The 24,850-nt window shown below is 34.9% G+C and carries 22 protein-coding genes; 9 read left to right on the top strand and 13 right to left on the bottom strand.

What is annotated here, in order from left to right; all coding sequences use genetic code 11:
* Positions 1-284: 284 nt before the first annotated feature.
* The 3 genes from MR053_RS12765 to MR053_RS12755 all read right to left on the bottom strand — a co-directional run bounded on the left by MR053_RS12765 (position 285) and on the right by MR053_RS12755 (position 4,172).
* Positions 285-2,324 (bottom strand): M3 family metallopeptidase, encoded by a 2,040-nt coding sequence (locus MR053_RS12765; RefSeq protein WP_242132805.1) that lies wholly within the window; start codon positions 2,322-2,324, stop codon positions 285-287.
* Between the two features lie 140 nt (positions 2,325-2,464).
* The gene (gene purE / locus MR053_RS12760; RefSeq protein WP_242132804.1) at positions 2,465-2,947 is read right to left on the bottom strand and encodes a 5-(carboxyamino)imidazole ribonucleotide mutase; all 483 of its coding nucleotides are present in this window, start codon (positions 2,945-2,947) and stop codon (positions 2,465-2,467) included.
* 70 nt (positions 2,948-3,017) lie between these two features.
* Positions 3,018-4,172: a 5-(carboxyamino)imidazole ribonucleotide synthase gene (locus MR053_RS12755; protein ID WP_242132803.1), complete on the bottom strand. Its 1,155-nt coding sequence runs from the start codon at positions 4,170-4,172 to the stop codon at positions 3,018-3,020.
* A gap of 150 nt (positions 4,173-4,322) precedes the next feature.
* Here MR053_RS12755 and MR053_RS12750 point away from each other — a divergent pair, with 150 nt between their 5' ends.
* Positions 4,323-5,432, top strand: a complete 1,110-nt coding sequence (locus MR053_RS12750) for an adenylate kinase (protein ID WP_242132802.1) — start codon at positions 4,323-4,325, stop codon at positions 5,430-5,432.
* Between the two features lie 55 nt (positions 5,433-5,487).
* A complete protein-coding gene (obgE, locus tag MR053_RS12745) occupies positions 5,488-6,486 on the top strand; it encodes a GTPase ObgE (RefSeq protein ID WP_242132801.1) in 999 nt (332 codons plus the stop codon).
* On the opposite strand, the gene MR053_RS12740 is transcribed toward obgE, so the two are convergent.
* Entirely contained in the window at positions 6,483-7,166 is a 684-nt protein-coding gene (locus MR053_RS12740) for a cell division ATP-binding protein FtsE (protein WP_242132800.1), read from the bottom strand. The genes obgE and MR053_RS12740 overlap by 4 nt on opposite strands.
* Before the next feature lie 192 nt (positions 7,167-7,358).
* Here MR053_RS12740 and MR053_RS12735 point away from each other — a divergent pair, with 192 nt between their 5' ends.
* From MR053_RS12735 to MR053_RS12720, 4 genes are all read left to right on the top strand, one after another.
* Entirely contained in the window at positions 7,359-10,376 is a 3,018-nt protein-coding gene (locus MR053_RS12735) for a tetratricopeptide repeat protein (RefSeq protein ID WP_242132799.1), read from the top strand.
* Between the two features lie 38 nt (positions 10,377-10,414).
* Complete coding sequence (locus MR053_RS12730; RefSeq protein WP_242132798.1) at positions 10,415-12,139, top strand: porin family protein; 1,725 nt, start codon at positions 10,415-10,417, stop codon at positions 12,137-12,139.
* A gap of 138 nt (positions 12,140-12,277) precedes the next feature.
* On the top strand, positions 12,278-12,760 hold the full coding sequence (locus MR053_RS12725; RefSeq protein WP_394800340.1) for a DUF1287 domain-containing protein: 483 nt from the start codon (positions 12,278-12,280) through the stop codon (positions 12,758-12,760).
* A 17-nt stretch (positions 12,761-12,777) separates the two neighbouring features.
* Positions 12,778-13,263 (top strand): hypothetical protein, encoded by a 486-nt coding sequence (locus MR053_RS12720; protein ID WP_242132797.1) that lies wholly within the window; start codon positions 12,778-12,780, stop codon positions 13,261-13,263.
* A gap of 14 nt (positions 13,264-13,277) precedes the next feature.
* On the opposite strand, the gene MR053_RS12715 is transcribed toward MR053_RS12720, so the two are convergent.
* On the bottom strand, positions 13,278-13,973 hold the full coding sequence (locus MR053_RS12715) for a class I SAM-dependent methyltransferase (RefSeq protein WP_242132840.1): 696 nt from the start codon (positions 13,971-13,973) through the stop codon (positions 13,278-13,280).
* 56 nt (positions 13,974-14,029) lie between these two features.
* Here MR053_RS12715 and MR053_RS12710 point away from each other — a divergent pair, with 56 nt between their 5' ends.
* The gene (locus MR053_RS12710) at positions 14,030-14,521 is read left to right on the top strand and encodes a YkgJ family cysteine cluster protein (RefSeq protein ID WP_242132796.1); all 492 of its coding nucleotides are present in this window, start codon (positions 14,030-14,032) and stop codon (positions 14,519-14,521) included.
* Positions 14,522-14,549: 28 nt separating this feature from the next.
* Complete coding sequence (locus MR053_RS12705) at positions 14,550-15,389, top strand: sterol desaturase family protein (protein ID WP_242132795.1); 840 nt, start codon at positions 14,550-14,552, stop codon at positions 15,387-15,389.
* A gap of 4 nt (positions 15,390-15,393) precedes the next feature.
* Here the strand turns inward: MR053_RS12705 and MR053_RS12700 are convergent, their stop codons facing one another.
* A complete protein-coding gene (locus MR053_RS12700) occupies positions 15,394-16,671 on the bottom strand; it encodes an exo-beta-N-acetylmuramidase NamZ family protein (RefSeq protein ID WP_242132794.1) in 1,278 nt (425 codons plus the stop codon).
* A gap of 8 nt (positions 16,672-16,679) precedes the next feature.
* Here MR053_RS12700 and MR053_RS12695 point away from each other — a divergent pair, with 8 nt between their 5' ends.
* Positions 16,680-17,915 carry an ABC transporter permease gene (locus MR053_RS12695; protein WP_242132793.1) on the top strand — a complete coding sequence of 412 codons (1,236 nt, stop codon included), beginning with the start codon at positions 16,680-16,682 and terminating at the stop codon, positions 17,913-17,915.
* Positions 17,916-18,035: 120 nt separating this feature from the next.
* On the opposite strand, the gene trpA is transcribed toward MR053_RS12695, so the two are convergent.
* From trpA to MR053_RS12660, 7 genes are all read right to left on the bottom strand, one after another.
* Positions 18,036-18,800 carry a tryptophan synthase subunit alpha gene (gene trpA / locus MR053_RS12690; protein ID WP_242132792.1) on the bottom strand — a complete coding sequence of 255 codons (765 nt, stop codon included), beginning with the start codon at positions 18,798-18,800 and terminating at the stop codon, positions 18,036-18,038.
* Between the two features lie 84 nt (positions 18,801-18,884).
* The gene (gene trpB / locus MR053_RS12685; protein WP_242132791.1) at positions 18,885-20,066 is read right to left on the bottom strand and encodes a tryptophan synthase subunit beta; all 1,182 of its coding nucleotides are present in this window, start codon (positions 20,064-20,066) and stop codon (positions 18,885-18,887) included.
* A 62-nt stretch (positions 20,067-20,128) separates the two neighbouring features.
* Positions 20,129-20,767, bottom strand: a complete 639-nt coding sequence (locus MR053_RS12680) for a phosphoribosylanthranilate isomerase (RefSeq protein WP_242132790.1) — start codon at positions 20,765-20,767, stop codon at positions 20,129-20,131.
* Between the two features lie 4 nt (positions 20,768-20,771).
* Positions 20,772-21,557, bottom strand: a complete 786-nt coding sequence (trpC, locus tag MR053_RS12675) for an indole-3-glycerol phosphate synthase TrpC (protein WP_242132789.1) — start codon at positions 21,555-21,557, stop codon at positions 20,772-20,774.
* 10 nt (positions 21,558-21,567) lie between these two features.
* Positions 21,568-22,563 (bottom strand): anthranilate phosphoribosyltransferase, encoded by a 996-nt coding sequence (trpD, locus tag MR053_RS12670; protein WP_242132788.1) that lies wholly within the window; start codon positions 22,561-22,563, stop codon positions 21,568-21,570.
* A 107-nt stretch (positions 22,564-22,670) separates the two neighbouring features.
* Entirely contained in the window at positions 22,671-23,237 is a 567-nt protein-coding gene (locus MR053_RS12665) for an anthranilate synthase component II (protein WP_242132787.1), read from the bottom strand.
* A 2-nt stretch (positions 23,238-23,239) separates the two neighbouring features.
* On the bottom strand, positions 23,240-24,643 hold the full coding sequence (locus MR053_RS12660; RefSeq protein WP_242132786.1) for an anthranilate synthase component I family protein: 1,404 nt from the start codon (positions 24,641-24,643) through the stop codon (positions 23,240-23,242).
* Positions 24,644-24,850 lie beyond the last annotated feature (207 nt).

Here is a 24,850-nt window from a genome sequence, read left to right as displayed (position 1 = left end):
TAGCATTTTTTTGAGTATCAAAAATAGGACAAAAAAATGAATAATTAATAAACCTCAATTCATGTAGTTTATTGTAATATACCTTTTTCTATACACACTTTAGATCCATCTATAAAGTATCTACATAGATGTTTTAGATTTTTAAATTTTGAAGATAAAAGTTGAAATAGTTTATTATTAATGCAGTAAACTTAGATTTTATTAGTTCTCAATGGGCTTTAATAAATATTGAAAGTTTATTTGTATATATTTTTTTATGAAAGCCCGAGTAAAAAGAATTCAACTTATTTTATCAAACCCGCCCTTTTTAACAGGGCTTCTGGCTTAGGTTCTTGTCCTCTAAAACGTTTATAGAGAGTCATGGGTTTTTCGGTGCCACCTCTTGATAATATATTGTCTTTAAATTTATTGGCTACGGTTTTGTTGAAAATACCTTCCTCTTTAAAATATTCAAATGCATCGGCATCCAATACTTCAGCCCATTTATAACTGTAATATCCAGATGAATAACCACCTTGAAAAATATGGGAGAAGGCTGTACTCATACAAGTGTTTTCTGTTTCTGGATATAAAGTTGTGTTTTTAAAGGCTTTTAATTCGTGTGCTTTTACATTTTTAATAGTCTCTGGTGATTCGCCAGCATGCCAGCTCATATCCAATAAACCAAAACTTAACTGACGCAAGGTTTGCATACCCTCATGAAAGTTAGCAGATTCCTTGATTTTTTCAACCAAGTCCATAGGAATAACTTCGCCAGTTTGGTAATGCATCGCAAACAATTCCAAAGCTTCTTTTTCGTAGCACCAATTTTCCATAATCTGACTGGGCAGTTCCACAAAATCCCAATATACATTAGTGCCCGACAGACTAGGGTAGGTGGTATTAGCCAGCATGCCATGTAGGGCATGTCCAAACTCATGGAACAATGTTGTTACTTCATTAAAAGTTAATAAAGAGGGTTTTGAATTTGTTGGTTTTGTAAAGTTGCAGACAATAGAAATATGGGGTCTGCTATTTTCTCCATTCTTAGTGTATTGAGGTTTGTAAGAGGTCATCCATGCACCATTACGCTTTCCAGGTCTTGGGAAGAAATCGGCATAAAAAATAGCAATAAAATCACCTTGGGTATTTGTAACTTTATATGTTAAAACATCCTTATGGTATTTGTCAATCGTATTAATTTCTTGAAATTGTAGGTCGAATAATTTATTGGCTACAGTAAAGGCACCATTAATAACATTTTCTAACTTGAAGTAGGGTTTTAGCTTTTCATCATCTAAGTCAAACAGTTTTTGTTTTAATTTTTCCGAATAATAAGCACCATCCCATTTTTTAAGCTGATCGATGTTGTCCAATGTCTTAGCAAACTGTTCTAAATTTTCAAACTCTCGTTCCGCAGCTGGTTTGGCTTTTTCCAATAATTCATTTAAGAAACTTTCTACATTCTCTGGTGTTTCTGCCATGCGCTCCTCTAAAACAAAATGGGCATGGGTTTTATAACCCAATAAATTGGCACGTTGGTGGCGCAAGTTGGTAATTTCCAAAACGTTTTTTTGGTTGTCTAGATCATCATTATGAAAGCCTTTACTTCCAGCAGCAAGTGTTATTTTTTTACGTAGGTCGCGGTTATCGGCATATGTAACAAATGGAATGTAACTAGGGTAATCCAGTGTGAAAAGCCAACCTTCTTTGTTTTTAGATTCAGCGAATTGTTTGGCCGCTTCTTTTGTGCCTTCGGGTAAACCGGACAAATCACTTTCGTTAGTGATTAGCATTTCAAAGTTATTGGTTTCTGCTAATACATTTTCGCCAAATTTCAGTTTTAACTTACTGAGTTTTTTATCAATTGACCTAAGTTTTAATTTCTTATCCTCTGTGAGGTTTGCACCATTTCTTGAAAAGCTTTTATATTTTTTCTCCAGTAATGTTTGTTGCTCTGTGCTTAGATTTAGTTCGTCTTTAGACTCATAAACTATTTTAATTCTTTTAAATAAAGATTCATTTAAAGTAATGTCATTACTAAATTCAGATAAAAGAGGTGAAACTTCCTGTGCAATTTTTTGAATGGTGTCGTTGGTTTCAGCCGAATTTAGATTAAAAAATAAACTTGAAATTCTGTCTAATTGTTCACCAGAAAATTCTAAAGCTTCAATGGTATTTTTAAAGGTAGGTGCCTCAGTATTATTTATTATAGCATCGATTTCCAATTTAGTAATTGCAATGGCTTTTTTAAAGGCGGGTAGGAAATGCTGGTCTTTAATTTTCGAAAAAGGTACAGTTTGAAAAGGAGTTTTGAATTTCTGATTAAGAATATTGCTGGACATAAAAATAATTATGTTAATTTTAAATAATGTTATGCGCGCATAATAAAAATTTTATATATTTGCCGCAGGAATTAAAAGAGTGACTAACTCATTAGAATTTTTGTTAATAGCTAGAAACCTCAAAGAGATTTGAGGTTTTTTTATTTTAAACTTTTAGTAGATTCGTTTACCTTAATTTTAAGGCCTTCTTTGTAAGCTATAATTTTATCCAATACACATTTGTCATGAGATCCAATAATTTGAGCCGCTAAAATTCCTGCATTTTTGGCACCATTTAATGCTACGGTCGCTACTGGAACACCTCCTGGCATTTGTAGAATGGAAAGTACCGAGTCCCAACCGTCTATAGAATTGCTGCTTTTAACCGGAACACCAACTACTGGTAGTGGGGATAACGAGGCTATCATGCCGGGTAAATGTGCCGCTCCACCAGCTCCTGCAATAATTACAGAAAAGCCTCTACTATGTGCGTTTTTTCCATAATCAAATAATTTTTCCGGAGTGCGGTGTGCCGAAACAATGTCGACTTCAACTTCAATATCAAAACCTTTTAAGATGTCTATGGCATCTTGCATAATGGGAAGGTCACTTTTACTTCCCATGATTACACCTACTTTACTCATAAAATTCCAAATTTTAAATTCCAAAATCAAAAACATCTATTTTTGTAATTCGGAATTTGGTTGTTGTGATTTAATCACTTATAACTTGTATTGTTTTTTTAACTGCTTCAGCAATGCGTCTGGCTTTATTTAAATCTTCATTAACTATGGTAACATGACCCATTTTTCTAAAAGGACGGGTTTGTTTTTTACCATAAACGTGAGGTGTTACACCATCCATTTGCATTATGTTTTCAAGATTTTTGTAAACTACATTACCGGTGTAACCTTCGGCACCAACTAAATTCACCATAACACCGCCAACTTTACTATCGGTTCTACCTAAAGGTAAGTCCAAGATAGCTCTTATGTGTTGTTCAAATTGTGATGTATAACTTGCTTCAATAGTTTGATGCCCAGAATTATGTGGTCTAGGAGCCACTTCGTTTATTAAGATTTCATCATTTTGGGTTTGGAACATTTCTACAGCGAGCAAGCCAACATGGTTAAATGCTTTTGAAGTTCTTAAAGCGACATCTTTTGCTTTTTTGGCAATATTGTCAGGTATTCTAGCGGGGCAAATTACATACTCAACTTGATTGGCTTCTGGGTGAAATTCCATTTCCACAACGGGGTAACTTTTAATTTCACCCGAGGCATTTCGAGCTACAATGACGGCTAATTCATTTTTAAATGGGATTAAGGTTTCTGCAATGCATTCTACATTGGGTAAGCCTTCTAAATCCTTTAATGTTTTTACAATTTTCACACCTTGACCATCGTAACCAAATTGGGCCGATTTCCATACAAAGGGTAAGGTTAGACTACCATGGTTTATAGCATCTTTTATTTCAGAAGTGTAAGCAAATCGCAAAAAGGGAGCTGTTGGTAACTCATTGTCTACATAAAACAATTTTTGCTTAGCTTTATTTTGTATGGTCCGCAAGGTCTTAGAAGCTGGATATACTTTTATGCCTTCTTTTTCTAGAGCTTCCAGGGCGTCGACATTAACGTTTTCAATTTCAATGGTTAGTATGTCAACCTGTTTTCCAAAATTAAAAACCGTTTCATAATCCATCAAATCACCTAAGTGGAATTCATCACAGGCAATTTTACATGGAGCTTCATTATTGGCTTCTAAAACACATGTGTAGATATCAAATTTTCTAGTATTGTAAAGTAACATTTTACCAAGTTGTCCACCACCCAAAATACCAAGTTTAAAACTTGAAGAGAAATAGTTCATTGTATAAGTTTTGCTCGAAACTAAATTAAGGTTAGGCAAAAATACATTTTAATATCAAAAAAGCTTGTATAACGTATTTCAAAATTCTCATCTCGATAACTATCGAGACAAAAATCATTTACTATCTTTGCTTTTTTAAAATTAATTACGTTGATAAAACTTCACGATAAATACTTTAAACCGTTTATCTCTGCCAAAGAAATTGATGATGCACTAACAAGAATGGCAAAGGATATAGCCAATGATATTGGTGATGATATTCCTGTTTTTGTTGGGATTTTAAATGGTTCGTTTATGGTGGTAAGTGATTTTGTAAAAAAATATCCTAAACCTTGTGAAGTTACGTTTATTAAGCTAGCATCCTATGAAGGGGTGAAATCTACGGAGGATATTCAACGTTTAATTGGATTGACTCAGGATTTAACTGGACGTACTGTAATAATTTTAGAAGATATTATTGATTCGGGAAATACCTTGTCTGAAGTACACCGTATTTTTAAAAATGAAAAGGTGAAAACTTTGAAAATAGCAACTTTATTTTACAAGCCCGAAGCATATAAAAAAGATTTTAAACTCCATTACATTGGTATAGAGATTCCTAACAAATTTATAGTTGGTTTTGGTTTGGACTATGATGGACTAGGAAGGGATATACCAGAAGTATATCAAATAAAAGAAACACAACATATGACAAATCTAGTGCTTTTTGGCCCTCCTGGGGCAGGAAAAGGAACCCAAGCTGAATTTTTAAAGAAAAAATATAATTTAGTGCATATCTCTACCGGGGATGTATTTAGATATAACATTAAAAATGAAACAGCACTAGGGATGTTGGCTAAGTCTTATATGGATAAGGGGGAATTGGTGCCAGATCAAGTCACTATTGATATGCTCAATGCAGAAGTAGAAAAAAATGCCGACGCCAATGGATTTATTTTTGATGGGTTTCCACGCACTAATGCACAAGCTCAAGCATTGGATAAATTAATGGATAGCAAAGACTCTCAAATTAATGCGATGATTGCTTTAGAAGTTGACGATGAGATTTTAGTTGAGCGTTTACTAAAAAGAGGTGAAACCAGTGGTAGGGCAGATGATGCGGATGAATCTATTATAAGAAACAGAATCACCGAATATTACAATAAGACAGCTGTACTGAAAGATTACTATTCGGCACAAAACAAATACTTTGGTGTTGACGGTGTTGGTAGTATAGAAGATATTACTCAGCGTTTGAGTGCTGTTATTGACAAACTGTAAACTTCAATAGAGTTTAAACGTTGAACTTTAAACTTTATAAACTTTAAACTCAAACATGACCGAAGGCAATTTTGTTGATTATGTAAAGATGTATGTCGCTTCCGGTAACGGGGGTAAAGGCTCTGCGCATTTACATCGCGAAAAATATATCGCCAAAGGAGGACCCGATGGAGGAGATGGTGGGCGTGGTGGTCATGTTATTATTCGAGGTAATTCTAACCTATGGACACTTTTTCATTTAAAGTTTAAAAAACACGTTCGGGCAGGTCATGGAGAGCATGGTGGTAGCAGTAGAAGTACAGGGGCCGATGGAGAAGATGTGTATGTAGATGTGCCATTAGGTACGGTAGTTAGAGATACGGAAACCAATACCGTTATTTTTGAGATTACCGAACATGGTGATGAAAAAATAATAGCCAAAGGTGGCAAGGGAGGATTGGGAAACTGGCATTTTAAATCGGCTACCAACCAAACACCACGTTATGCGCAACCTGGATTACCTCTTGAGGAAAAATATATTACGCTAGAATTAAAGGTGTTGGCTGATGTAGGCTTGGTAGGTTTCCCCAATGCTGGTAAATCTACCTTACTCTCAGTAATGACTTCAGCCAAACCTAAGATAGCTGATTATGAGTTTACTACCCTTAAGCCTAATTTGGGTATTGTAGAGTATCGCGATTTTAAGAGTTTTGTGATGGCAGATATTCCAGGAATTATTGAAGGGGCTGCCGAAGGTAAAGGTTTGGGATATTATTTTTTAAGGCACATTGAACGTAATTCGGTTTTGTTGTTTTTAATTCCTGCTGATGCCGATGATATTAGAAAGCAATACGATATATTGTTGGATGAGTTAAGGCGCTATAATCCAGAAATGTTGGACAAGGAGCGTATAATAGCCATATCAAAATGTGATATGCTAGATGGTGAACTTAAAGCCGAATTAAAAACAGAATTGAATAATGAGTTGCCTATTCCTTATGTATTTATTTCATCGATAGCACATCAGGGCATTCAAGAGCTAAAAGACAAGCTTTGGAAGTTATTGAATGATTAAGCCTTTCTTTGTACGACTTCATAAACTTCATTATTATCACACTTTAAGGTTTTGCTTGGGTATTTAAGCAAAAGAGCATAGTCGTGTGTGGCCATTAAAATGGTGTTGCCATTTTTATTAATATCCTGAAGCACTTCCATAACCTCTACACTAGTTTGTGGATCGAGGTTCCCAGTAGGTTCATCAGCCAAAATAAGCTCAGGATTATTTAACAAAGCTCTTGCAATTGCAATACGTTGTTGCTCTCCACCAGAAAGTTCGTGTGGAAATTTAAAACCCTTGGTTTTCATGTCTACTTTTGTTAAAACTTCTTCAACACGGTTGTCCATTTTGGTTTTGTCCTTCCACCCTGTTGCTTTTAAAACAAATAATAAATTATCCTTAACTGTCCTATCAGTAAGTAATTTAAAATCCTGAAAAACCACACCTAACTTGCGTCTTAAAAATGGAATATCTTTTTCTTGGAGCGTTTTTAAATTGTAATCTACAATATGACCTTCACCCTCAGCTAAGGTGAGGTCGCCATATAGTGTTTTCATAAAACTACTTTTTCCAGAGCCTGTTTTACCAATTAAGTACACAAAATCACCTTTGTTTACTTCTACGTTAACATTTGAAAGTACAAGGCTCCCACCTTGATAAATGGATGCGTTTTTTAATTGTAGAATAGGATTGGGCATATTTTTAAGTTCAGAGTTTAAAGCTCAAAGTTAAAGGTTTTCAAACAAATATTGCGCTATCTAGACTCTATAATATAAACTCCATTGTCTAAAAATCACATTTAATAACTCCGTTTATAATTATAGCACGATTGTTGCGTTATAAGGTTTAGATTAAATTATCTTTGATTTTAAATTTAAACCCCAACGTTAATGACTATTAATAAATTAGCAGTACTAGTGCTGGTTTTGCCGTTTAGTTTTTATGTGTTTTGCCAGCAATCTGCAACATACACTAGTAATTTAGTAGACTATCAAAAAGCACTTTCCTTATATAAAAATCAGCAATATTTAGCAGCACAATCCATGTTTAGACATGTTAAAAAAACGGCTGATGAAGAAGTTCTGCAATCAGACTGTGACTATTATATCGCCAACTGTGCTGTGCGCTTAAACCAGCAAAACGCCGATGGTTTGGTAGAGGATTTTGTAGAAGAATACCCAACCAGTACCAAACGGAATACGGCCTTTATTGATGTTGGAGATTACTATTTTGAAAATTCTAAATATGCCTATGCCAAGAAGTGGTACGATAAAGTAAATGAAGATGCATTAAGCAGGGGTGAACGTGAAAAATTTAATTTCAATAATGGCTATGCTGCATTTTCAACGAAGCGTTACAAGGAGGCAAAAAAATATTTGAACCGAGTGGAAAATTCACAAAAGTATGGTTCACAAGCAAAGTATTATATTGGTTTCATGGCCTATGAAAGTGACGATTACGATCAAGCCAATGAATATTTCGACCAAGTAAGTGACCAAGAACGTTATCAAGAGAAGCTGTCGTATTACCAAGCTGATTTAAATTTTAAACTTGGAAAATTTGAAAAAGCAATTGAACTGGCAAAAGATCGTTTGGAGACTAGTGATCAAGCAGAGGTTTCCGAACTTTCTAAAATTATTGGAGAGAGCCATTTCAACTTAAAACAGTATGAAGAAGCTATTCCATACCTAAAGGCCTATAAAGGTAAGCGCGGCAAGTGGAACAACACCGATTTTTACCAATTAGGTTATGCTTACTACAAGCAAGGCGATTATAAAAGTGCTATTTCAGAATTCAATAAAATTATTGGAGGAAATAATTTTATTGCTCAGAATGCCTATTATCATTTAGGTGAGAGTTATATCAATTTAGATAAAAAGCACGAGGCTTTAAATGCCTTTAAGAATGCTTCTGAGATGGATTTCGATTTAAAAATCCAAGAAGATGCATGGTTGAATTACGCAAAGATTAGTTACGAAATAGGTAACCCTTATCAGCCAACACCACAAGTTTTGGCTGGGTATTTGGATAAATACCCCAATACAAGTTATAAAGAAGAAATAGAAACCTTATTAATCGACTCTTACATTACCTCAAAAAATTATAAGGAAGCCTTAAACTTATTGGAAGGTAAGCGGAGTTTTGAAAATAAAGTTGCTTATCAGAAGGTGGCATTTTATAGAGGTATTGAACTTTTTAATGAGGGACGATATTTGGAGGCTTTAAATTTGTTTAATGCCTCGTTAAAAGAACAAAGGGATTCCAATTATACGGCTAGGGCCACATTTTGGAAAGCCGAAACCGATTATAATTTAACCAATTATAATGATGCATTGGTAGGTTTTAAACAGTTTGAACAGCAAGGACAATCTGCATTTCCAGAAATGGAGAATATAGATTATAATATAGCCTACACCTATTTTAAACAAAAGAATTATGCCAAGGCAATAGAGTATTTCAATAAGTTCATTAAAAACACAAAAGAAGATAAAGTAAGGCTTAATGATGCCTATTTGAGATTGGGAGATGGTTATTTTGTGTCCAGCGATTATAACAAAGCCATAAGTGCTTATGAAAAAGCGATTGAAATTAATGAAATAGATTCCGATTATCCATTTTTTCAGAAGGCATTAAGTGTGGGCTATTTAGGAAAGTCATCAAAAAAAATAACAGAACTGGAAACGTTTATAGAGGCGTATTCCGATTCGAAATTAAGGGATGACGCCATGTATGAGCTTGGTAATTCTTATGTAAAAGAAGGGCAAACGGATAGGGCTATGACAGCTTATAACCGTTTAAATAGTGAGTACCGTATGAGCTCTTTTGTGCCTAAAGCCTTGTTACGTCAAGGGTTGGTTTATTATAATGGCAGCCAAAATGAACAGGCTTTGTCTAAATTTAAAAAAGTAGCTAACGATTTTCCTAATACCCCAGAAGCACAACAGGCGGTATCGACGGCACGATTGATTTACATTGATTTGGGACGGGTAAATGAATATGCTAATTGGGTACGCGGTTTGGATTATGTTGAAGTTACTGATGCCGATTTAGAAAATGCGACTTACGAAGCGGCTGAAAAACAGTATTTGGATAACAATACCGATAAGGCTATTAAACAATTTAATGGTTATTTAAATGAGTTCCCTAATGGAATACATGCCTTACAATCCCATTTCTATTTAGCGCAGTTGTATTTTAAAAAGGATTTGAAAGGCAACGCGGCACCACATTACAAATATGTGGTTGAGGCCTCACAAAACGAATTTACTGAAGAAGCATTATCACGTTTGTCCCAATACCATTTGGAAAGCAAAAACTGGAACGAAGCCATGCCACTATTGTCACGCTTGGAGCAAGAGGCTAACTTTCCGCAGAATGTCATTTTTGCGCAGTCTAATTTAATGAAGGCCAATTATCAATTGGAAAAATACAATGAGGCGGTAAGCTATGCTGAAAAAGTATTGGGTAATTCCAAAATTGATAATAAAATTAAAAGTGACGCTTATATCATCATAGCCCGTTCGGCTATAAAAACTGGAGATGAAGCCAAAGCTAAGACAGCTTATGTCAAGGTAGAAACCGTAGCAATGGGAGAAACTGCTGCTGAGGCACTTTACTATAATGCCTATTTTAAACATAAGGATGGTCAATTTGAAGCCTCAAATAAATCGGTTCAAAAATTGGCCAAGGATTTTTCAGGATATAAATATTATAGTGCCAAAGGATTGGTGTTGATGGCTAAAAACTTTTATGCCTTAAACGATGCATTTCAGGCCACTTACATCTTAGAAAGTGTTATTGAAAACTTTAAGGAGTTTGATGATGTTGTAACTGAAGCTAAATCAGAATTAAATAGAATTAGGCAAGAAGAGGCAAAAACAAATTCATCTATTCCAACCGAAGATTAATTAAAAATTTGTCAATCGTTAATCGTAAATCAAAACTTATGCGAAAGCACATAAAACATATAACAGTAATTGTTTTTTTATTAGGAATAACATTGGTATTTGCTCAAAGAAAGCAAAGCGACACACTTAAAACAGGGGTTATAGATGTTGTTAAACCTTATACGCCATCTATATCCGATGCTTTTAAAGTAAAGGAGACCCCAACCTTAGATGATGCCGTAACAGAAACAAAAAAAGATATCAAATATAACATTTTCTCTATTCCAGTAGCATCAACCTTTACGCCTGCAAAAGGAAAAGCAGCTCTGGTTGAAAAGGCAAAACCCACTAAGCTATATGATAATTATGCTACTTTAGGTGTAGGTACATATACAACACTTTTGGGCGAGTTATATTTAAATCATGCCATTAGCAGAACCGAAAGCGTTGGAGGTTATTTAAGTCATCATTCCTCACAGGGCGGTATTGAAGGCGTACAGTTTGAAGATGATTTTTCAGATTCTAAAATCAATGCCAATTATTCGTCACAATTACGAGATTTATCTTGGAATGTAGAAGGAGGTTTTCAAAGACAGACCTATAATTGGTATGGTGTAGAAGAGGCTTTGGTTAATTTTGCTAAATCCAGTAATATCCAAGTAGATCATTCGTTTTACAGTGCCCATTTTGGTGGCGACATCGCTTTTGAAGACACCTATATTAATTCAGGAAGTTTCTTTTTTAGACGTTTTGGGGATAATCATGGATCGGGTGAAAACCGTTTCAAATTTAAAACGGCAGTTGATATTCCCATTGGAGAGGAGGAATTGTCCACAGATTTGGTTTTTGATTACATAGATGGGTCTTTCGATATAAGTGAAGCCTTAAATTATGGGAACTTTCAAATAGGGGTGGGGTCACAGTATGAGATGAAACAGGACGATTTAACTGTTAATTTTGGTGTATCGCTCTTTTATTTAAGCGATAAGGAAAGTGGTGATAGTAAGTTTTATATCTACCCAAAAATAACAGCCACTTACCGCTTGGTTAATGATGTGTTGATTGCTTACGGTGGTATTGAGGGGGGATTGATACAAAATTCGTATTACGATTTTGCAAACGAAAATCCTTTTGTGTCGCCAACATTGTTTGTTATGCCCACAGACCAGCAGTACAATGCCTATGTTGGTTTAAAGGGAAAGCTGTCTAGTAATATGAGTTATAATATAAGTGGGGGCTATTTGGCCGAAAGAAATAAGGCATTGTATAGACATAATACAACCTTTTTTGACTTTACCGATGCCGAAGATTATCAATACAGTAATTCTTTTGGTGTAGTTCATGACGATGTGGACACCTTTAGTCTTGCAGGGGAGATAAATGTAGATGTTAACCGGAATTTTACCTTAGGCATTAAGGCAGAATATTTTAGTTATTCTACAAATGATGAAGAAGAAGCATGGAATTTACCCGATATTAAGGGGTCGTTGTTTTTAGATTACCAAATAGATGAACATTGGTTTGCAGGAGCTAATTTGTTTTACTTAGGAGAGCGTAAAGATTTATTAAGTATGATAGAGCCATTCCAAGAGCCACAAGCTATGGTGGTGACCTTGGATAGTTATTTTGACGCCAATGCCCATTTAGGTTATAACATTAATGATAAAATTGCGGTTTTTGCAAAAGCTAACAATATTGCGAACAACACCTACCAACGATGGATGTTTTATCCTGTACAAGGGATACAGTTTTTAGCGGGAGCGACGTTTAAGTTTGATTTTTAAGCCTAATTTGGACATTACTCTCATAAAGTATTTAAAGGCTATGAAAAGAATAACACTAGTTTTTTATTTCTTTTTAGCCTTGTTTGCACATCGCAGAGTGCTACTTCAGCATTAGCATTATCTGATGCGGCTTTACAATTGACACAGCAAAAAGTGACTTACGATCCCAGTTACTTTTCAATTCCTTACCCTAATGGTGATGTGCCTAGTGACAAAGGTGTTTGTACCGATGTCGTGATTAGGGCTTACCGAAAATTAGGCGTGGATTTGCAAAAAGCGGTTCATGAAGACATGAAAACCAATTTTAACGTTTATCCAAAATTGTGGGGATTAAAAACAACCGATAAAAATATCGACCATAGGCGCGTTCCTAATTTAATGACTTATTTTAAAAGACAAGGGGCAGAGCTACCAATCTCATTAAAAGTCAATGATTATATTCCAGGAGACATTGTCTGTTGGAATTTAGGAGGTGTGATAACGCACATAGGAATAGTTGTCAATATAAAATCAAAAGATGGCAAGCGTTTTTTAATTGTTCATAATATTGGAAGGGGACAGGTGTTGGAAGACTGTTTGTTCGATTTTAAGATTATTGGGCATTATAGATTTAATGATTGATTCAATTATATTTTAAAATGAAGAAAGTAGTTTTTCTTGTTTGTTTAACAATTCCCATATATATGCTTTATGGACAGGATTTTTCAAGTAGAAAAGTTATTAAATTAATAGAAGAATTAAAGAAATCTTCTACGGATATTCCTTCATTTTATAATGATACTACCTATTTTGTTGTAGATAATTGGACCCAAAATATGATTTATAAAAATAAAAATTATATAGACAATGAAGTTCATAAAGTTTTTTTGAAAGTTGTCAAAAAAGCAAAAGTTGATGATTTAGTATTAATGTCTAAAAATGATTATCCAAATATTAGGATTTATGCTTTTTGGGGATTGTTAATGCGTAATAAAAGAGAATTGGCTAAAATTGTATTAATAGATGAAATTAAAAGAAGAAACGAGAAAGTATGGTTTGATAGTTTTGGAGATTTAATATTAGATTTTACCCCAATAGAACTAATGAATGAGCTGATTCGAATTAAAAATTACAATTTAGATTAATAAGTTTTAAAGAATTAATGCAACCTCGCTAAATAATCAAAGTGCTCGCCTTCCATAACCAATTCACAATTTAGGCCAACGGTATTGCAAGCTAGATTTAAGGTATCAAAATCCAAGTAAAGCCATTTCATGGGGTATTCATTTTCACCTTTATAGGACAAGTAATAATCCAATTCACCATAATAACCAGCATTGGTATCTATCCAGAAGCCACCATCGTCGTCTTCGTACATGTATTTAATATCGGATGAGTCGATTAAAATTTGCCCATTGCGTTTCAACAGACTTTTTAAATGGATTAAATAGTTTGAAACCTGTACCATTTCTTGAAATATGCCGGTGCCATTCATAAGCAATAAAATGGTATCGAATGTTTCGGTTTCCTTTAAAACATTTAAGACTTTGGCATGTTTTACACCTCTTTCTTGGGCCACTTGTATCGCACCTTGTGAAATATCAATGGCTTTTACATGTAATCCTTTGTTTTGAAGGTATAGGCTATGGCTGCCACTTCCGCAGCCTACATCCAAAACATTGCCTTTGGTCATTTGCAGAGCCTTCTGTTCTAATTTGGGCATGTCCTTAAAATCACGAAATAAATAGGACAAGGGCAAAACATCATCATCAGAAATACTGGTTGAAGTGATAAGGTCTTCCGTATAATTTCCGTTTTGGTAATCTAATAATGCGTTTCCGAAGAGATCTTTCATCATTTTCTCATGCTGAACTAGTTTCAGCATCTCATTATTAATAGTATTTTTACACCATGCAAGACCAAATAAACAATCTTCCAAAGCTAGCCAAAGATAAGCATAACGAGAACAAAAAGTTCTTTGCCAAGCTTAAAAAGAAACCGCCTAAGGATTTGGATTACATCATGCAGGAATTGCACGATGAGGAGTTTCAACAAACCGATTGCTTGCAATGTGCCAATTGCTGTAAAACCACAGGGCCTTTGTTTACTGACAAGGACATAGAGCGTATTGCTAAGTTCTTTAAACAGAAGCCACAACAATTTATAGAGCACTATTTACGTATTGATGAGGATAATGATTATGTGCTACAACGTGTGCCTTGTGTATTTTTAGGAGCGGATAATTATTGTGCTATTTATGATGTGCGTCCAAAAGCCTGTCGTGAATTTCCTCATACCGACAGGAAAAAGTTTCAGCAAATTTCTAATTTAACCTTAAAAAATGTAGCCATTTGCCCAGCGACTTTTAACATTTTGGAGGCTATGAAGAAACGGATAAAATAATTATTTTAGTCAGTAAATTATTGTTATTGTGGATACCATTTTACATTATTTTGAAACTATCCCAAGACACCATCGCGTTATCTTAATTGTTAGTGGGTTGACCTTGTTTTGGATTATCGAAGGGTTAATACCCTTATTTAAATTCAATTACAGAAAATGGCGTCATGCAATACCTAACTTGTTTTTCAACATAACTCTAATATTGGTCAATTTGCCTTTAGCCTTTATATTGTTACAAACGGCTGATTGGGTTAAGGATAACCATTTTGGAATTATTAATTGGTCACCTGAGATGCCTTTGTGGCTATACAGCATTGTTGGGTTAGTATTAATGGATTTTTTCGGAGCTTATTTACCACATTATATAGAACATAAAGTGAAGCCACTGTGGATGGTACATTTGGTACACCACACCGATGATAAAGTAGATACCACGACGGCTAATAGACACCATCCCATAGAAAGTATTATTCGATTTTTCTTTACCGTGTTTGGGGTGTTTGTAGTTGGTGTTCCTATTGGATTGGTTTTTCTTTACCAATCCTTGTCAGTGTTGGCGACCCAATTCAGCCATGCCAATATTAAATTGCCCAAGAGAATTGACAACGCTATAAGTTATGTGCTTGTATCTCCAGATATGCACAAGGTACATCATCACTATAGAATGCCTTACACCGATTCTAATTATGGGAATATTTTTTCAATTTGGGATAGGCTTTTAGGTACTTATATGAAATTGGATACAAAAGATATCATTTATGGAGTAGATGTATTTTTAGATGAAAAACAAAACAGCAATATAAAGGATTTGTTGATTCAACCCTTTCAAGAATATCAAAAACCTACATTTAAACCAGATAAAGATTAATAGCTTAGAGATAGATTAAATACTTTTTTCTTATGGCTTTAAAAGCGTTTAAATCTTCTTGCCAAGAAGCTTTAATTTCGGTTTCTGTTAGGCCAGCTTCAATTTGTTGTTGCAAGGTATTAGTGCCTGCTAGTTTTGTAAAAAATGAATTGAAAAAATCCTCTTTATTTTTTGTGTTGTTATAGGCTTTAATCAACCAGCTTAAATTTAAGTTATTCAAATTTTTAACTTCAGTTAAATTCTCACCATAACATAACTTGTCCTGATGCTTTGGGTATTTAGCACCTTCATTAGATTTTGGAGTGTAGTTAAATTTAAAAAGTTGTGGATTTAGAAAAGGACTTCCAAAAATTTGAAATTGCATATTGGTGCCACGTCCGGCATTGACGTTCGTGCCTTCAAAAAAACATAGGCTTGGATATAAATTAATGGATTGGTCGTTTGGTAAATTTGGACTTGGCTTTATAGGTAGGCTATAAGTTAAAAAATGATTGTAATTTTCGACGGGAATAATTGTTAATTTACATTGTATGCCATTATTTAACCATTTTTCACCATTAATCATTTTGGCGTATTCTCCTATAGTCATCCCATGGACAACAGGAATAGGATGCATACCTACAAAACTTTTATGCTCTATCTCTAAAACAGGGCCATCAACATAACGTGAATTTGGGTTAGGCCTATCTAAAATTAAAACGGGGATATTGGCTTCGGCACAAGCTTCCATAACATAATGTAATGTTGAGATGTAGGTATAAAACCTTGCGCCAACATCTTGGATGTCAAAAATCATCAAATCCAAGTGCTTCAATTGCTCTGGAGTCGGTTTTTTATTACTACCATAGAGTGACACGATTGGTAAATTGGTTTTAGTGTCAATGCCATCTTTAACCAGTTCACCTGCATCTGCTGTGCCACGAAACCCGTGTTCAGGAGCAAAGACTCTTTTAATGTCTATATTTAATGATAATAGTGAATCTACCAGATGTATGAAAATAAGATTTTGCGAAATGTTCGTGTCTGAGTAACTCGAAGATACCCTGTTTTTAAATATTACCGAAGTTTGATTAGCAACAATGCCAATACTTTTGTTTTTTAGTAGGGGTAAATAGGACTCTGTTTGATTGGCACCAACAATAATAAGACTATCCTTCTTTACTTTATTACATATTTCTTTAACTTCATCATTATTTTTTGCTTTAGAACCACAGGAAATCATTAAAACAATACCAATAATTATCGGGAATAAAACTGTATTTTTGAACAGATAAAAAGTCATAGCAAATTTTGAATTACGAATATTTTATAGCTAAACGCATTATAGCAAGTAAAGCATATAAAAGTAGTATTTCGGCACCAATAATAAAAATTGGAATTGCCGCAATTGCTATAGGTATTGTGGTTATGATGATTGCTATTGCAACGGGCATAGGACTTCAACAAAAGATTCGTGATAAAGTGGTGGCGTTTAATGGTCATGTAACTATTGCCAATTACGATAGTAATAATTCTCAGGAAAGCATTGTTCCCATATCAAAAAAACAAGAATTTTATCCCGAGTTTAAATCGGTTGCAGGGATAACTCATATTCAAGCTGTTGCAACTAAACTAGGCTTGATACGAACTGAAAACGATTTTGAAGTTGCCGTTTATAAGGGCGTGGGAATGGATTACGATTGGAAATATTTTGAAGCGTTTCTAGTTCAAGGACGTAAACCAAGTTTTGAAAAGAAATGGAGTGAGGAAGTACTTATTTCACAATATTTGGCTAATCGTTTAGGGTTCAAATTAGGAGATAGTTTCCAAATGGTTTTTGTAAATAGTGACCCAGAAAAAGCTCCAAATTATGTAAAATGCCACATTGTAGGTGTGTATAGTTCTGGGTTTCAGGATTTGGATAAACAATACCTCATTGGAAATCTGCGTCATATTCAACGGTTAAATACATGGGATGAAGATGATATAGGGAATTTTGAGGTTTTTATTGACGATTATAGTGAGTTGGAGAAAAAGGGTATTGAAATCTATAAAAACACACCTTCAGAATTAAATACCCAAACCGTTTCCGATAAATATTATTCCATTTTTGAATGGATTAAGATTTTCGATACTAACATTTATGGCATTATTGGTATTATGATTCTTATTGCTGGCATCAACATGATAACTGCTTTGTTGGTGCTTATTTTAGAGCGTACCCAAATGATAGGCATCTTAAAAGCATTGGGTAGCGATAATTGGAGTATCCGAAAATTATTTATTTATAATGCTTACTATTTGATAATCCTTGGGTTGTTTTGGGGAAATAGTATTGGATTAGGACTTCTTTTTGCTCAAAAATACTTTAAATTGTTTCCGTTGGATCCTAGTGTTTATTATGTTACCGAAGCCCCTGTGTTTATTAACGTGGGCTATATTGTTGCTTTAAATTTTGGTACAATGGCAATATGTTTGTTAATGCTATTAGTGCCATCGTATATCATCACTAAAATTTCACCTGTTAAGGCCATTCGATTTGAATAAAAACTTATAAAATTTGGAGTTTCTTTCGGGCATTCTCATATTATCTTTAATTTATTGAACCCCTCTTTCTAAACCGCCAAATTAAATGATGGAGCTACAATCACCTGCGCAAAATAATTCTTAACCTAAAACCGTCTTCACAAAACCAGAAATTGAATTTGTTCCATGCGTCTTTAAATACTTAACGAATGCACTACCAATAATTGCGCCTTTTGCATAAGCCGTGGCTTGTGTAAATGTTTGGTTATTACTAATACCAAAACCAACAATTTGTGGGTTTTTAAGGTTTAGATTGGCAATGCGCTTAAAGTATTGGTTTTGTTCATCGCCAAATCCAGATTTAGCGCCCGTAGTGCTGGCACTACTTACCATATAAATAAAACCGTTGGAAACAGAATCGATATACCTAATACGCTCGTCACTGGTTTGTGGCGTAATTAAAAAGATATTGGTTAACCCATATTTTATGAAAGTAGATTGATATTCTTCATGGTATACATCAACAGGAAGATCAGGAATAATGAGTCCGTCAATGCCAAGTTCTTGACATTTTTGGCAAAATGCTTCAACACCATATTGTAACATGGGGTTGAAATAGCCCATAATGATTAGAGGAATGGAAACGGTTTGTCTAATATCCTTTAATTGGTTAAACAGAATTTCTGTGGTCATTCCATTTTTTAAAGCCTGTGTCGAACTATGTTGAATGGTGGGGCCATCGGCGAGCGGGTCACTAAATGGTAGGCCAATTTCAATTAAATCAACACCATTTTTTTCCAAATCTTGAATGATAGAAACGGTATCATTCAAGTTTGGATATCCAGCAGTGAAATATATGGACAATAACTTTTTGTTTTCTTGTAGTTTATTTTGAATGCGGTTCATTGCTTTGTTTTTAGTGTCATTGTGAGGAACGAAGTGACGTGGCAATCTGTTTCTAGTGATTTCACCACTGCGTTCGGGATAACGTTAAATCTTAAAATACTCAATATAATTCTGTAAATCTTTATCACCACGTCCAGACAGACTCAATACCACGACATCATTAGGCTTAAACTGTTTTTGTTCAAAAATGGCCAAGGCATGCGAGCTTTCAATGGCAGGAATAATACCTTCTAATTTACAGAGTTCCAACCCTGCGTTCATGGCTTCATCATCGGTAATCGACATAAATTCGGCACGGCCCGTTTTACACAAATGAGCATGCATGGGCCCAACACCTGGATAATCCAATCCAGCCGAAATGGAGTAGGGTTCTGTAATCTGTCCATCTATGGTTTGCATCAACAAAGTTTTACAACCATGAATAATACCCTCTCTACCAAGAACTGAAGTTGCTGCACTCTCCCCTGAATGTATACCTAAACCAGCCGCTTCAACCGCAATGATGTTCACATCTTCTTCATGTAAAAAATGATAATATGTGCCGGCCGCATTACTACCACCACCAATACAAGCAACCACGTAATCTGGGTTTTCCTTGCCTTCGTGTTCCTTTAACTGCCATTTTATTTCTTCTGAAATGATAGCCTGAAAGCGGGTCACCATGTCTGGGTAGGGATGTGGGCCAATTGCCGAACCGATTATATAATGTGTGTTAACGGGGTTATTTATCCAATCGCGAATAGCTTCATTGGTAGCATCTTTCAAGGTTTTGCTTCCCGATGTTGCAGGAACCACTTTAGCACCCAGCATTTTCATACGGGCTACATTGGGGGCTTGTCTGGCTATGTCTATTTCTCCCATATATACAATACATTCCAATCCCATTAAGGCACACACGGTAGCTGTGGCCACACCATGTTGTCCTGCACCTGTTTCGGCTATAATACGGGTTTTACCCAAACGTTTGGCCATAAGGATTTGCCCAATGGTATTGTTTATTTTATGGGCACCTGTATGGTTGAGGTCTTCACGTTTTAAGTAGATTTTGGTATTGTATTTTTTTGATAAGCGCTTGGCGTAATACAAAGGTGAAGGTCGTCCTACATAATCCTTTAAAAGTTGGTTGAATTCCTTTTGAAATTCGGGTTCGGCCATGACCTTTAAATAGTTTTGGCGCAATTCCTCTACATTGGGGTACAACATTTCGGGGATGTAAGCACCTCCAAATTCACCATAATAACCCTTTTCGTTTACGTTGTAGTTCATTTTATTGTGTTAATGTCTATTGAACAAAGTGAAGTGTTACTGATAAAGTGCTTCAACTGCGCTCAGCATGACAGATGTTGTTTAAATTCCTTTAATAATTCTATATCTTTTAAACCAGGTTTAATTTCAAACTTACTGTTAACATCTAGGGCAAAACAGTAATATGAAGCTTTGCTTTGTTGAAATGATTTTATATCATTTATTTGGTCGATACCAATTCCGCCACTTAAAAAGAACGGTTTAGTTGATGGGTATTGGTTTAGTACATCCCAATTGAATGTATAGCCATTCCCTCCAGGGAGTTTGCCTTTAGTATCGAACAAATAATAGTCACAAACCGTTTCGTATGGTTTTAAAGCTTCAAAATTAAACTCGTCTTTTATTGAAAAGACCTTTATTATCTCTATTCCGCTTGATATTATTATTTTGTTACGCCGTAATTTACTACAATATTCTGGTGATTCACTACCGTGCAATTGCACTACTTGTAAATTGTATTTGTTTACTATGTTAATGACTTCTTTCAAATGGGCATCTACAAAAACACCTACTTTTTTTATGGTATTGGAGACTTCAGGGATATTATCATTAAAAAACCTTGCAGACTTATCATAAAATATAAAGCCCAAATAATCGGGTTGCAAAGTAGTAACCTGTTTAATGTTATCTGGATATTTCATGCCGCAAATCTTCAGTTTCATTGTCTTAATTTTCTAATTCATTTATAAAAACTTTTGCACTGGCTCCTGGGTTATCGGTCTTCATAAAATTTTCACCTATTAGAAAACCTTGGTAACCATAATGCTGAAGCTCTTTTATAGCTTTAACAGTACTAATGCCACTTTCAGAAACTTTCACGAAATCATCTGGAATAAGAAGGCTTAAGGTTTTACTAGTATCGAGACTTACCTCGAACGTTTTTAGGTTTCTGTTATTCACCCCAAGCATATCCAAACTGGGCATTAAGGATTTATGTAATTCTTCTTCATTATGAACTTCAAGAAGTACATCCAGATTTAGATTTTTTGCAAATTCTGAAAAATGTTTGATTTCTTCTCGTGTTAAGATAGCAGCAATCAACAAAATAACATCGGCGCCATAGCTTCGGGCTTCTAATATTTGGTATTCGTCTATAATGAACTCTTTTCGTAACAAAGGTAAATGACAACTGGCACGGGCGGATAACAAGTCATCTAGAGCCCCCCCAAAATACTTGCTGTCGGTTAAGACAGACATACCACAGGCTCCTGCATTTTCATAACCAGATGCTACATCAAATACATTCAAGTTGTTATTGATAACCGCTTTTGATGGTGAACGGCGTTTGTGCTCTGCAATAATTCCAGAATTACTGTTCCTTAATTTTGTGGCTAAAGAAATTGTATTTCTCTCAAATAAATCAGATTGCTCCAATTGTTGGGTTGAGATTAAACTTTTCTTAAGGGCTATTTCTTTGCGCTTATCTTCTACTATTTTATCTAGTATATTCACTCTAAAAGTCTTAATTTTTACTTAATTCAATCAACTTATCCAAGCTAGCTTTTGCTTTTCCTGAGAATAACGATGCTTTTGCAAGTTCAAACCCTTCCCTGTGTGAAATTTGTTTGGAGGTTGCTATTGCTAATCCGGCATTGGCACATACTACATTATTTTGGGCCTCTGTACCATTCCCTTTAATCACATTCATAAATATTTTAGCAGCATCTTCTACGGTACTTCCTCCAAATATTTCTTCTTGCTTAATTTCAGATATGCCTAGATCGTTTGCACTAAACATGGTTTCGGCTTGGTTTGAAATCACCTTAGCCTTCCCTGTAAGTGAAATTTCATCATAGCCATCAAGAGCATGAACTATGCTATAGTTTTTATTGGTTTGTTGGTATAAATAACCATATAAGCGTTGTAATTCTAAATCGAAAACCCCAACCATTTGATTTTTAGGAAATGACGGGTTAACCATAGGTCCTAACATATTGAAAAAAGTTTTTACGCCTAATTCACGACGTATAGGAGCAACGTTCTTCATGGCGGGATGAAATAAGGGTGCATGTAACACACAAATACCTGCTTGGTCTATGGAACGTTTTAAAAAATCTTCATCATTTGAAAATTTAATGCCCAAATATTCCATCACGTTTGATGAGCCACAGGCCGAAGACACACCATAGTTTCCATGCTTGGCCACATGAACACCGGCACCTGCAGTTACAAAAGATGCTAAAGTTGAAATGTTAAATGTGTCTTTACCGTCACCTCCCGTACCGCATAAATCGATAGCGTTAAAATCATTTAAATCTATAGCAATACACAGTTCTAAAAGCGCATCCCTGAACCCTTGTAATTCTTCAAGCGTAATACTTCGCATCATAAATACCGTTAGGAATGAAGCAATTTGGTTTTGGTTATACATGCCGTTGGAAATATTCACCAATACTTGCTTGGCTTCTTCTGTGGATATGTTTTCGTGGTTTATGAGTCTGTTTAGTAATTTTTTCATGTGTTTATATATTGTTTTTTAAAGGACACATGCTACATCCAAATAGTCATTATTGCTATGAATCAAAAAACTTAGCTATGGATGTTTCATATCTTAACGGTATACTGCTAACTGGATATCCAGTTTTCTAATATCTTTTTTCCATCGGGTGTTAATACCGATTCAGGATGGTATTGTACTCCTTTTACATCGTATATTTTATGGCGTAAGGACATGACTTGTCCATTAGCATCAAAGGATGTGGCTTCTAATTCCTCGGGTAAATTATGATGAACTACCCATGAGTGATAGCGTCCAACATCGATACTTTTGTCCAATCCCTTAAACAGGATTTCGTCATCAACACAAATTTTTACTTTTGTAGCCACACCGTGATAAACTTCATCTAAATTAATGAGAGAGCCACCAAAAACCTCTCCAATAGCTTGTTGGCCAAGGCATACACCTAAAATACTTTTTGTAGGAGCATACGCTTTGATGATTGGTTTTAATAGTCCTGCTTCATCTGGGATACCTGGACCTGGTGATAATACAATTTTATCGAATGGGATTATATCCTCCAATGTTAATTTATCATTTCTATATACAGTGACATCACAGTTCAAATCTTCTAAATAATGAACAAGATTATATGTGAAACTGTCGTAATTATCTATAACTAATACCTTTATCATGATTAAATCTCTTCCGCTAGTTTAATAGCTTTGTTTAATGCGCCTAGTTTGTTATACACTTCCTGTAATTCATTTTTGGCATTGGATTTTGATACCAGTCCTGCACCTGCTTGCCAATGTAGTTTATGATTTTTACTCAAAAAGGTACGGATCATTATGGCATGGTTAAAGTTGCCGTCAAAGTCCATAAATCCAATGGCTCCACCATAAAATGTACGGCTTGTTTTTTCGTATTGCTCTATGAGTTGCATGGCCCGATGTTTTGGGGCACCACTTAAGGTTCCTGCAGGAAAAGTATCTGCCACCACCTGCATAGTTGAGGTGTTTTTATGTTTATTCCCAGTTACTTTGCTAACCAAGTGGATAACATGCGAGAAAAACTGAACCTCACGATAAGTCTCAACCGTTACATTGCTGCCATGTCTGCTCAAATCGTTACGAGCTAAATCTACTAACATGACATGCTCGGCATTTTCTTTATCGTCTATGGTTAACTGTTTAGCTAGTTCGGCATCTTTAGAATCCTTTCCTGTTCTTTTAAATGTTCCTGCGATAGGATGGATTTCAGCTTTGCCATGATTTACTATGAGTTGAGCTTCAGGAGAACTGCCAAAAATTTTAAAATTCCCGTAATCGAAATAAAATAGGTAAGGTGAAGGGTTAATGCTACGCAATGCCCTGTAAACGTTAAATTCGTCACCTTTAAATTGTTGCGTAAAACTTTTAGAAAGCACCAATTGGAAAACATCACCTCTTGCACAATGTTTTTTGGCCAATTCCACATGCTCTTTAAATTCTTCATCTGTTAAGTTTGATTCAATATTACCATTAGAAGAAAAACTGTAAGAGGCAAAATTTTTAACTTTTATAAGATGGTCAATATCATCAATATTGTTGTCTGCTTCATAGCAATGCGCAAAAATATAAGCTTCGTTTTTAAAGTGGTTGATAGCAATGATGTTTTGATAAACAGCATAATACACATCAGGTATTTGTAATGAATTTTCCTTTTTTGAAATTTCAATATCCTCAAAATAACGAACGGCATCATAAGCTAGATAACCAAACAACCCATTGTTTATGAATTTGAAATCTTGACTAGAACTCGCATTAAATCGTTTTGTGAACCCATGGATTTTCTCAGTAACATTGGTGTGGTCGTCTATTATGGTTGTAATATGGCTCCCATCTGGAAAAGTTTCCATGATTACTTCATTTTCAATCTTGATGGAAGCTATCGGGTTAAAGCAGACGTATGAGAAGCTATTATCGTTAGCATGATAGTCACTACTTTCCAATAAAATACTGTTAGGAAATTTATCTCTTATTTTTAAATAGACACTTACCGGCGTAATGGTATCGGCTAGAATTTTTTTATAATGAGTTTGTATGTTGTATGTTTTCATCTGTTAATGTTTATTTTTTATTGGTCAGATGCAATTCGTAAATAATCATTTTGTTTGTTATCAATTAAGCTGCCATAGCTCATTTCAAATGTTAAAAATTTTAGTAATTATTTTCTAACATTTGTTTATTTTACTGTCAACAAAAAAGGCTTGTCGTGAATGACAAGCCTTTTATATTTTTTAAGTTTTAAAAATACCAGGTTTACT

It is taken from the genome of Aestuariivivens marinum (assembly GCF_022662175.1).
Lineage (GTDB): Bacteria > Bacteroidota > Bacteroidia > Flavobacteriales > Flavobacteriaceae > Aestuariivivens > Aestuariivivens marinum.
Note: the sequence above shows the minus strand (reverse complement) of the source record. Positions and strands in the feature narration are given on the sequence as shown.

What these genes read in the sequence shown, in the direction of transcription:
- MR053_RS12715 (WP_242132840.1), bottom strand. Translation starts at nt 13,973, where the DNA reads ATGAAAGATCTCTTCGGAAACGCATTATTAGATTACCAAAACGGAAAT.
- trpD (WP_242132788.1), bottom strand. Translation starts at nt 22,563, where the DNA reads ATGAAAAAATTACTAAACAGACTCATAAACCACGAAAACATATCCACA.
- MR053_RS12765 (WP_242132805.1), bottom strand. Translation starts at nt 2,324, where the DNA reads ATGTCCAGCAATATTCTTAATCAGAAATTCAAAACTCCTTTTCAAACT.
- MR053_RS12710 (WP_242132796.1), top strand. Translation starts at nt 14,030, where the DNA reads ATGCAAGACCAAATAAACAATCTTCCAAAGCTAGCCAAAGATAAGCAT.
- trpA (WP_242132792.1), bottom strand. Translation starts at nt 18,800, where the DNA reads ATGAACCGCATTCAAAATAAACTACAAGAAAACAAAAAGTTATTGTCC.
- MR053_RS12755 (WP_242132803.1), bottom strand. Translation starts at nt 4,172, where the DNA reads ATGAACTATTTCTCTTCAAGTTTTAAACTTGGTATTTTGGGTGGTGGA.
- purE (WP_242132804.1), bottom strand. Translation starts at nt 2,947, where the DNA reads ATGAGTAAAGTAGGTGTAATCATGGGAAGTAAAAGTGACCTTCCCATT.
- MR053_RS12720 (WP_242132797.1), top strand. Translation starts at nt 12,778, where the DNA reads ATGAAGAAAGTAGTTTTTCTTGTTTGTTTAACAATTCCCATATATATG.
- trpB (WP_242132791.1), bottom strand. Translation starts at nt 20,066, where the DNA reads ATGAACTACAACGTAAACGAAAAGGGTTATTATGGTGAATTTGGAGGT.
- MR053_RS12740 (WP_242132800.1), bottom strand. Translation starts at nt 7,166, where the DNA reads ATGCCCAATCCTATTCTACAATTAAAAAACGCATCCATTTATCAAGGT.
- obgE (WP_242132801.1), top strand. Translation starts at nt 5,488, where the DNA reads ATGACCGAAGGCAATTTTGTTGATTATGTAAAGATGTATGTCGCTTCC.
- MR053_RS12730 (WP_242132798.1), top strand. Translation starts at nt 10,415, where the DNA reads ATGCGAAAGCACATAAAACATATAACAGTAATTGTTTTTTTATTAGGA.
- MR053_RS12700 (WP_242132794.1), bottom strand. Translation starts at nt 16,671, where the DNA reads ATGACTTTTTATCTGTTCAAAAATACAGTTTTATTCCCGATAATTATT.
- MR053_RS12735 (WP_242132799.1), top strand. Translation starts at nt 7,359, where the DNA reads ATGACTATTAATAAATTAGCAGTACTAGTGCTGGTTTTGCCGTTTAGT.
- MR053_RS12665 (WP_242132787.1), bottom strand. Translation starts at nt 23,237, where the DNA reads ATGATAAAGGTATTAGTTATAGATAATTACGACAGTTTCACATATAAT.
- MR053_RS12660 (WP_242132786.1), bottom strand. Translation starts at nt 24,643, where the DNA reads ATGAAAACATACAACATACAAACTCATTATAAAAAAATTCTAGCCGAT.
- MR053_RS12680 (WP_242132790.1), bottom strand. Translation starts at nt 20,767, where the DNA reads ATGAAACTGAAGATTTGCGGCATGAAATATCCAGATAACATTAAACAG.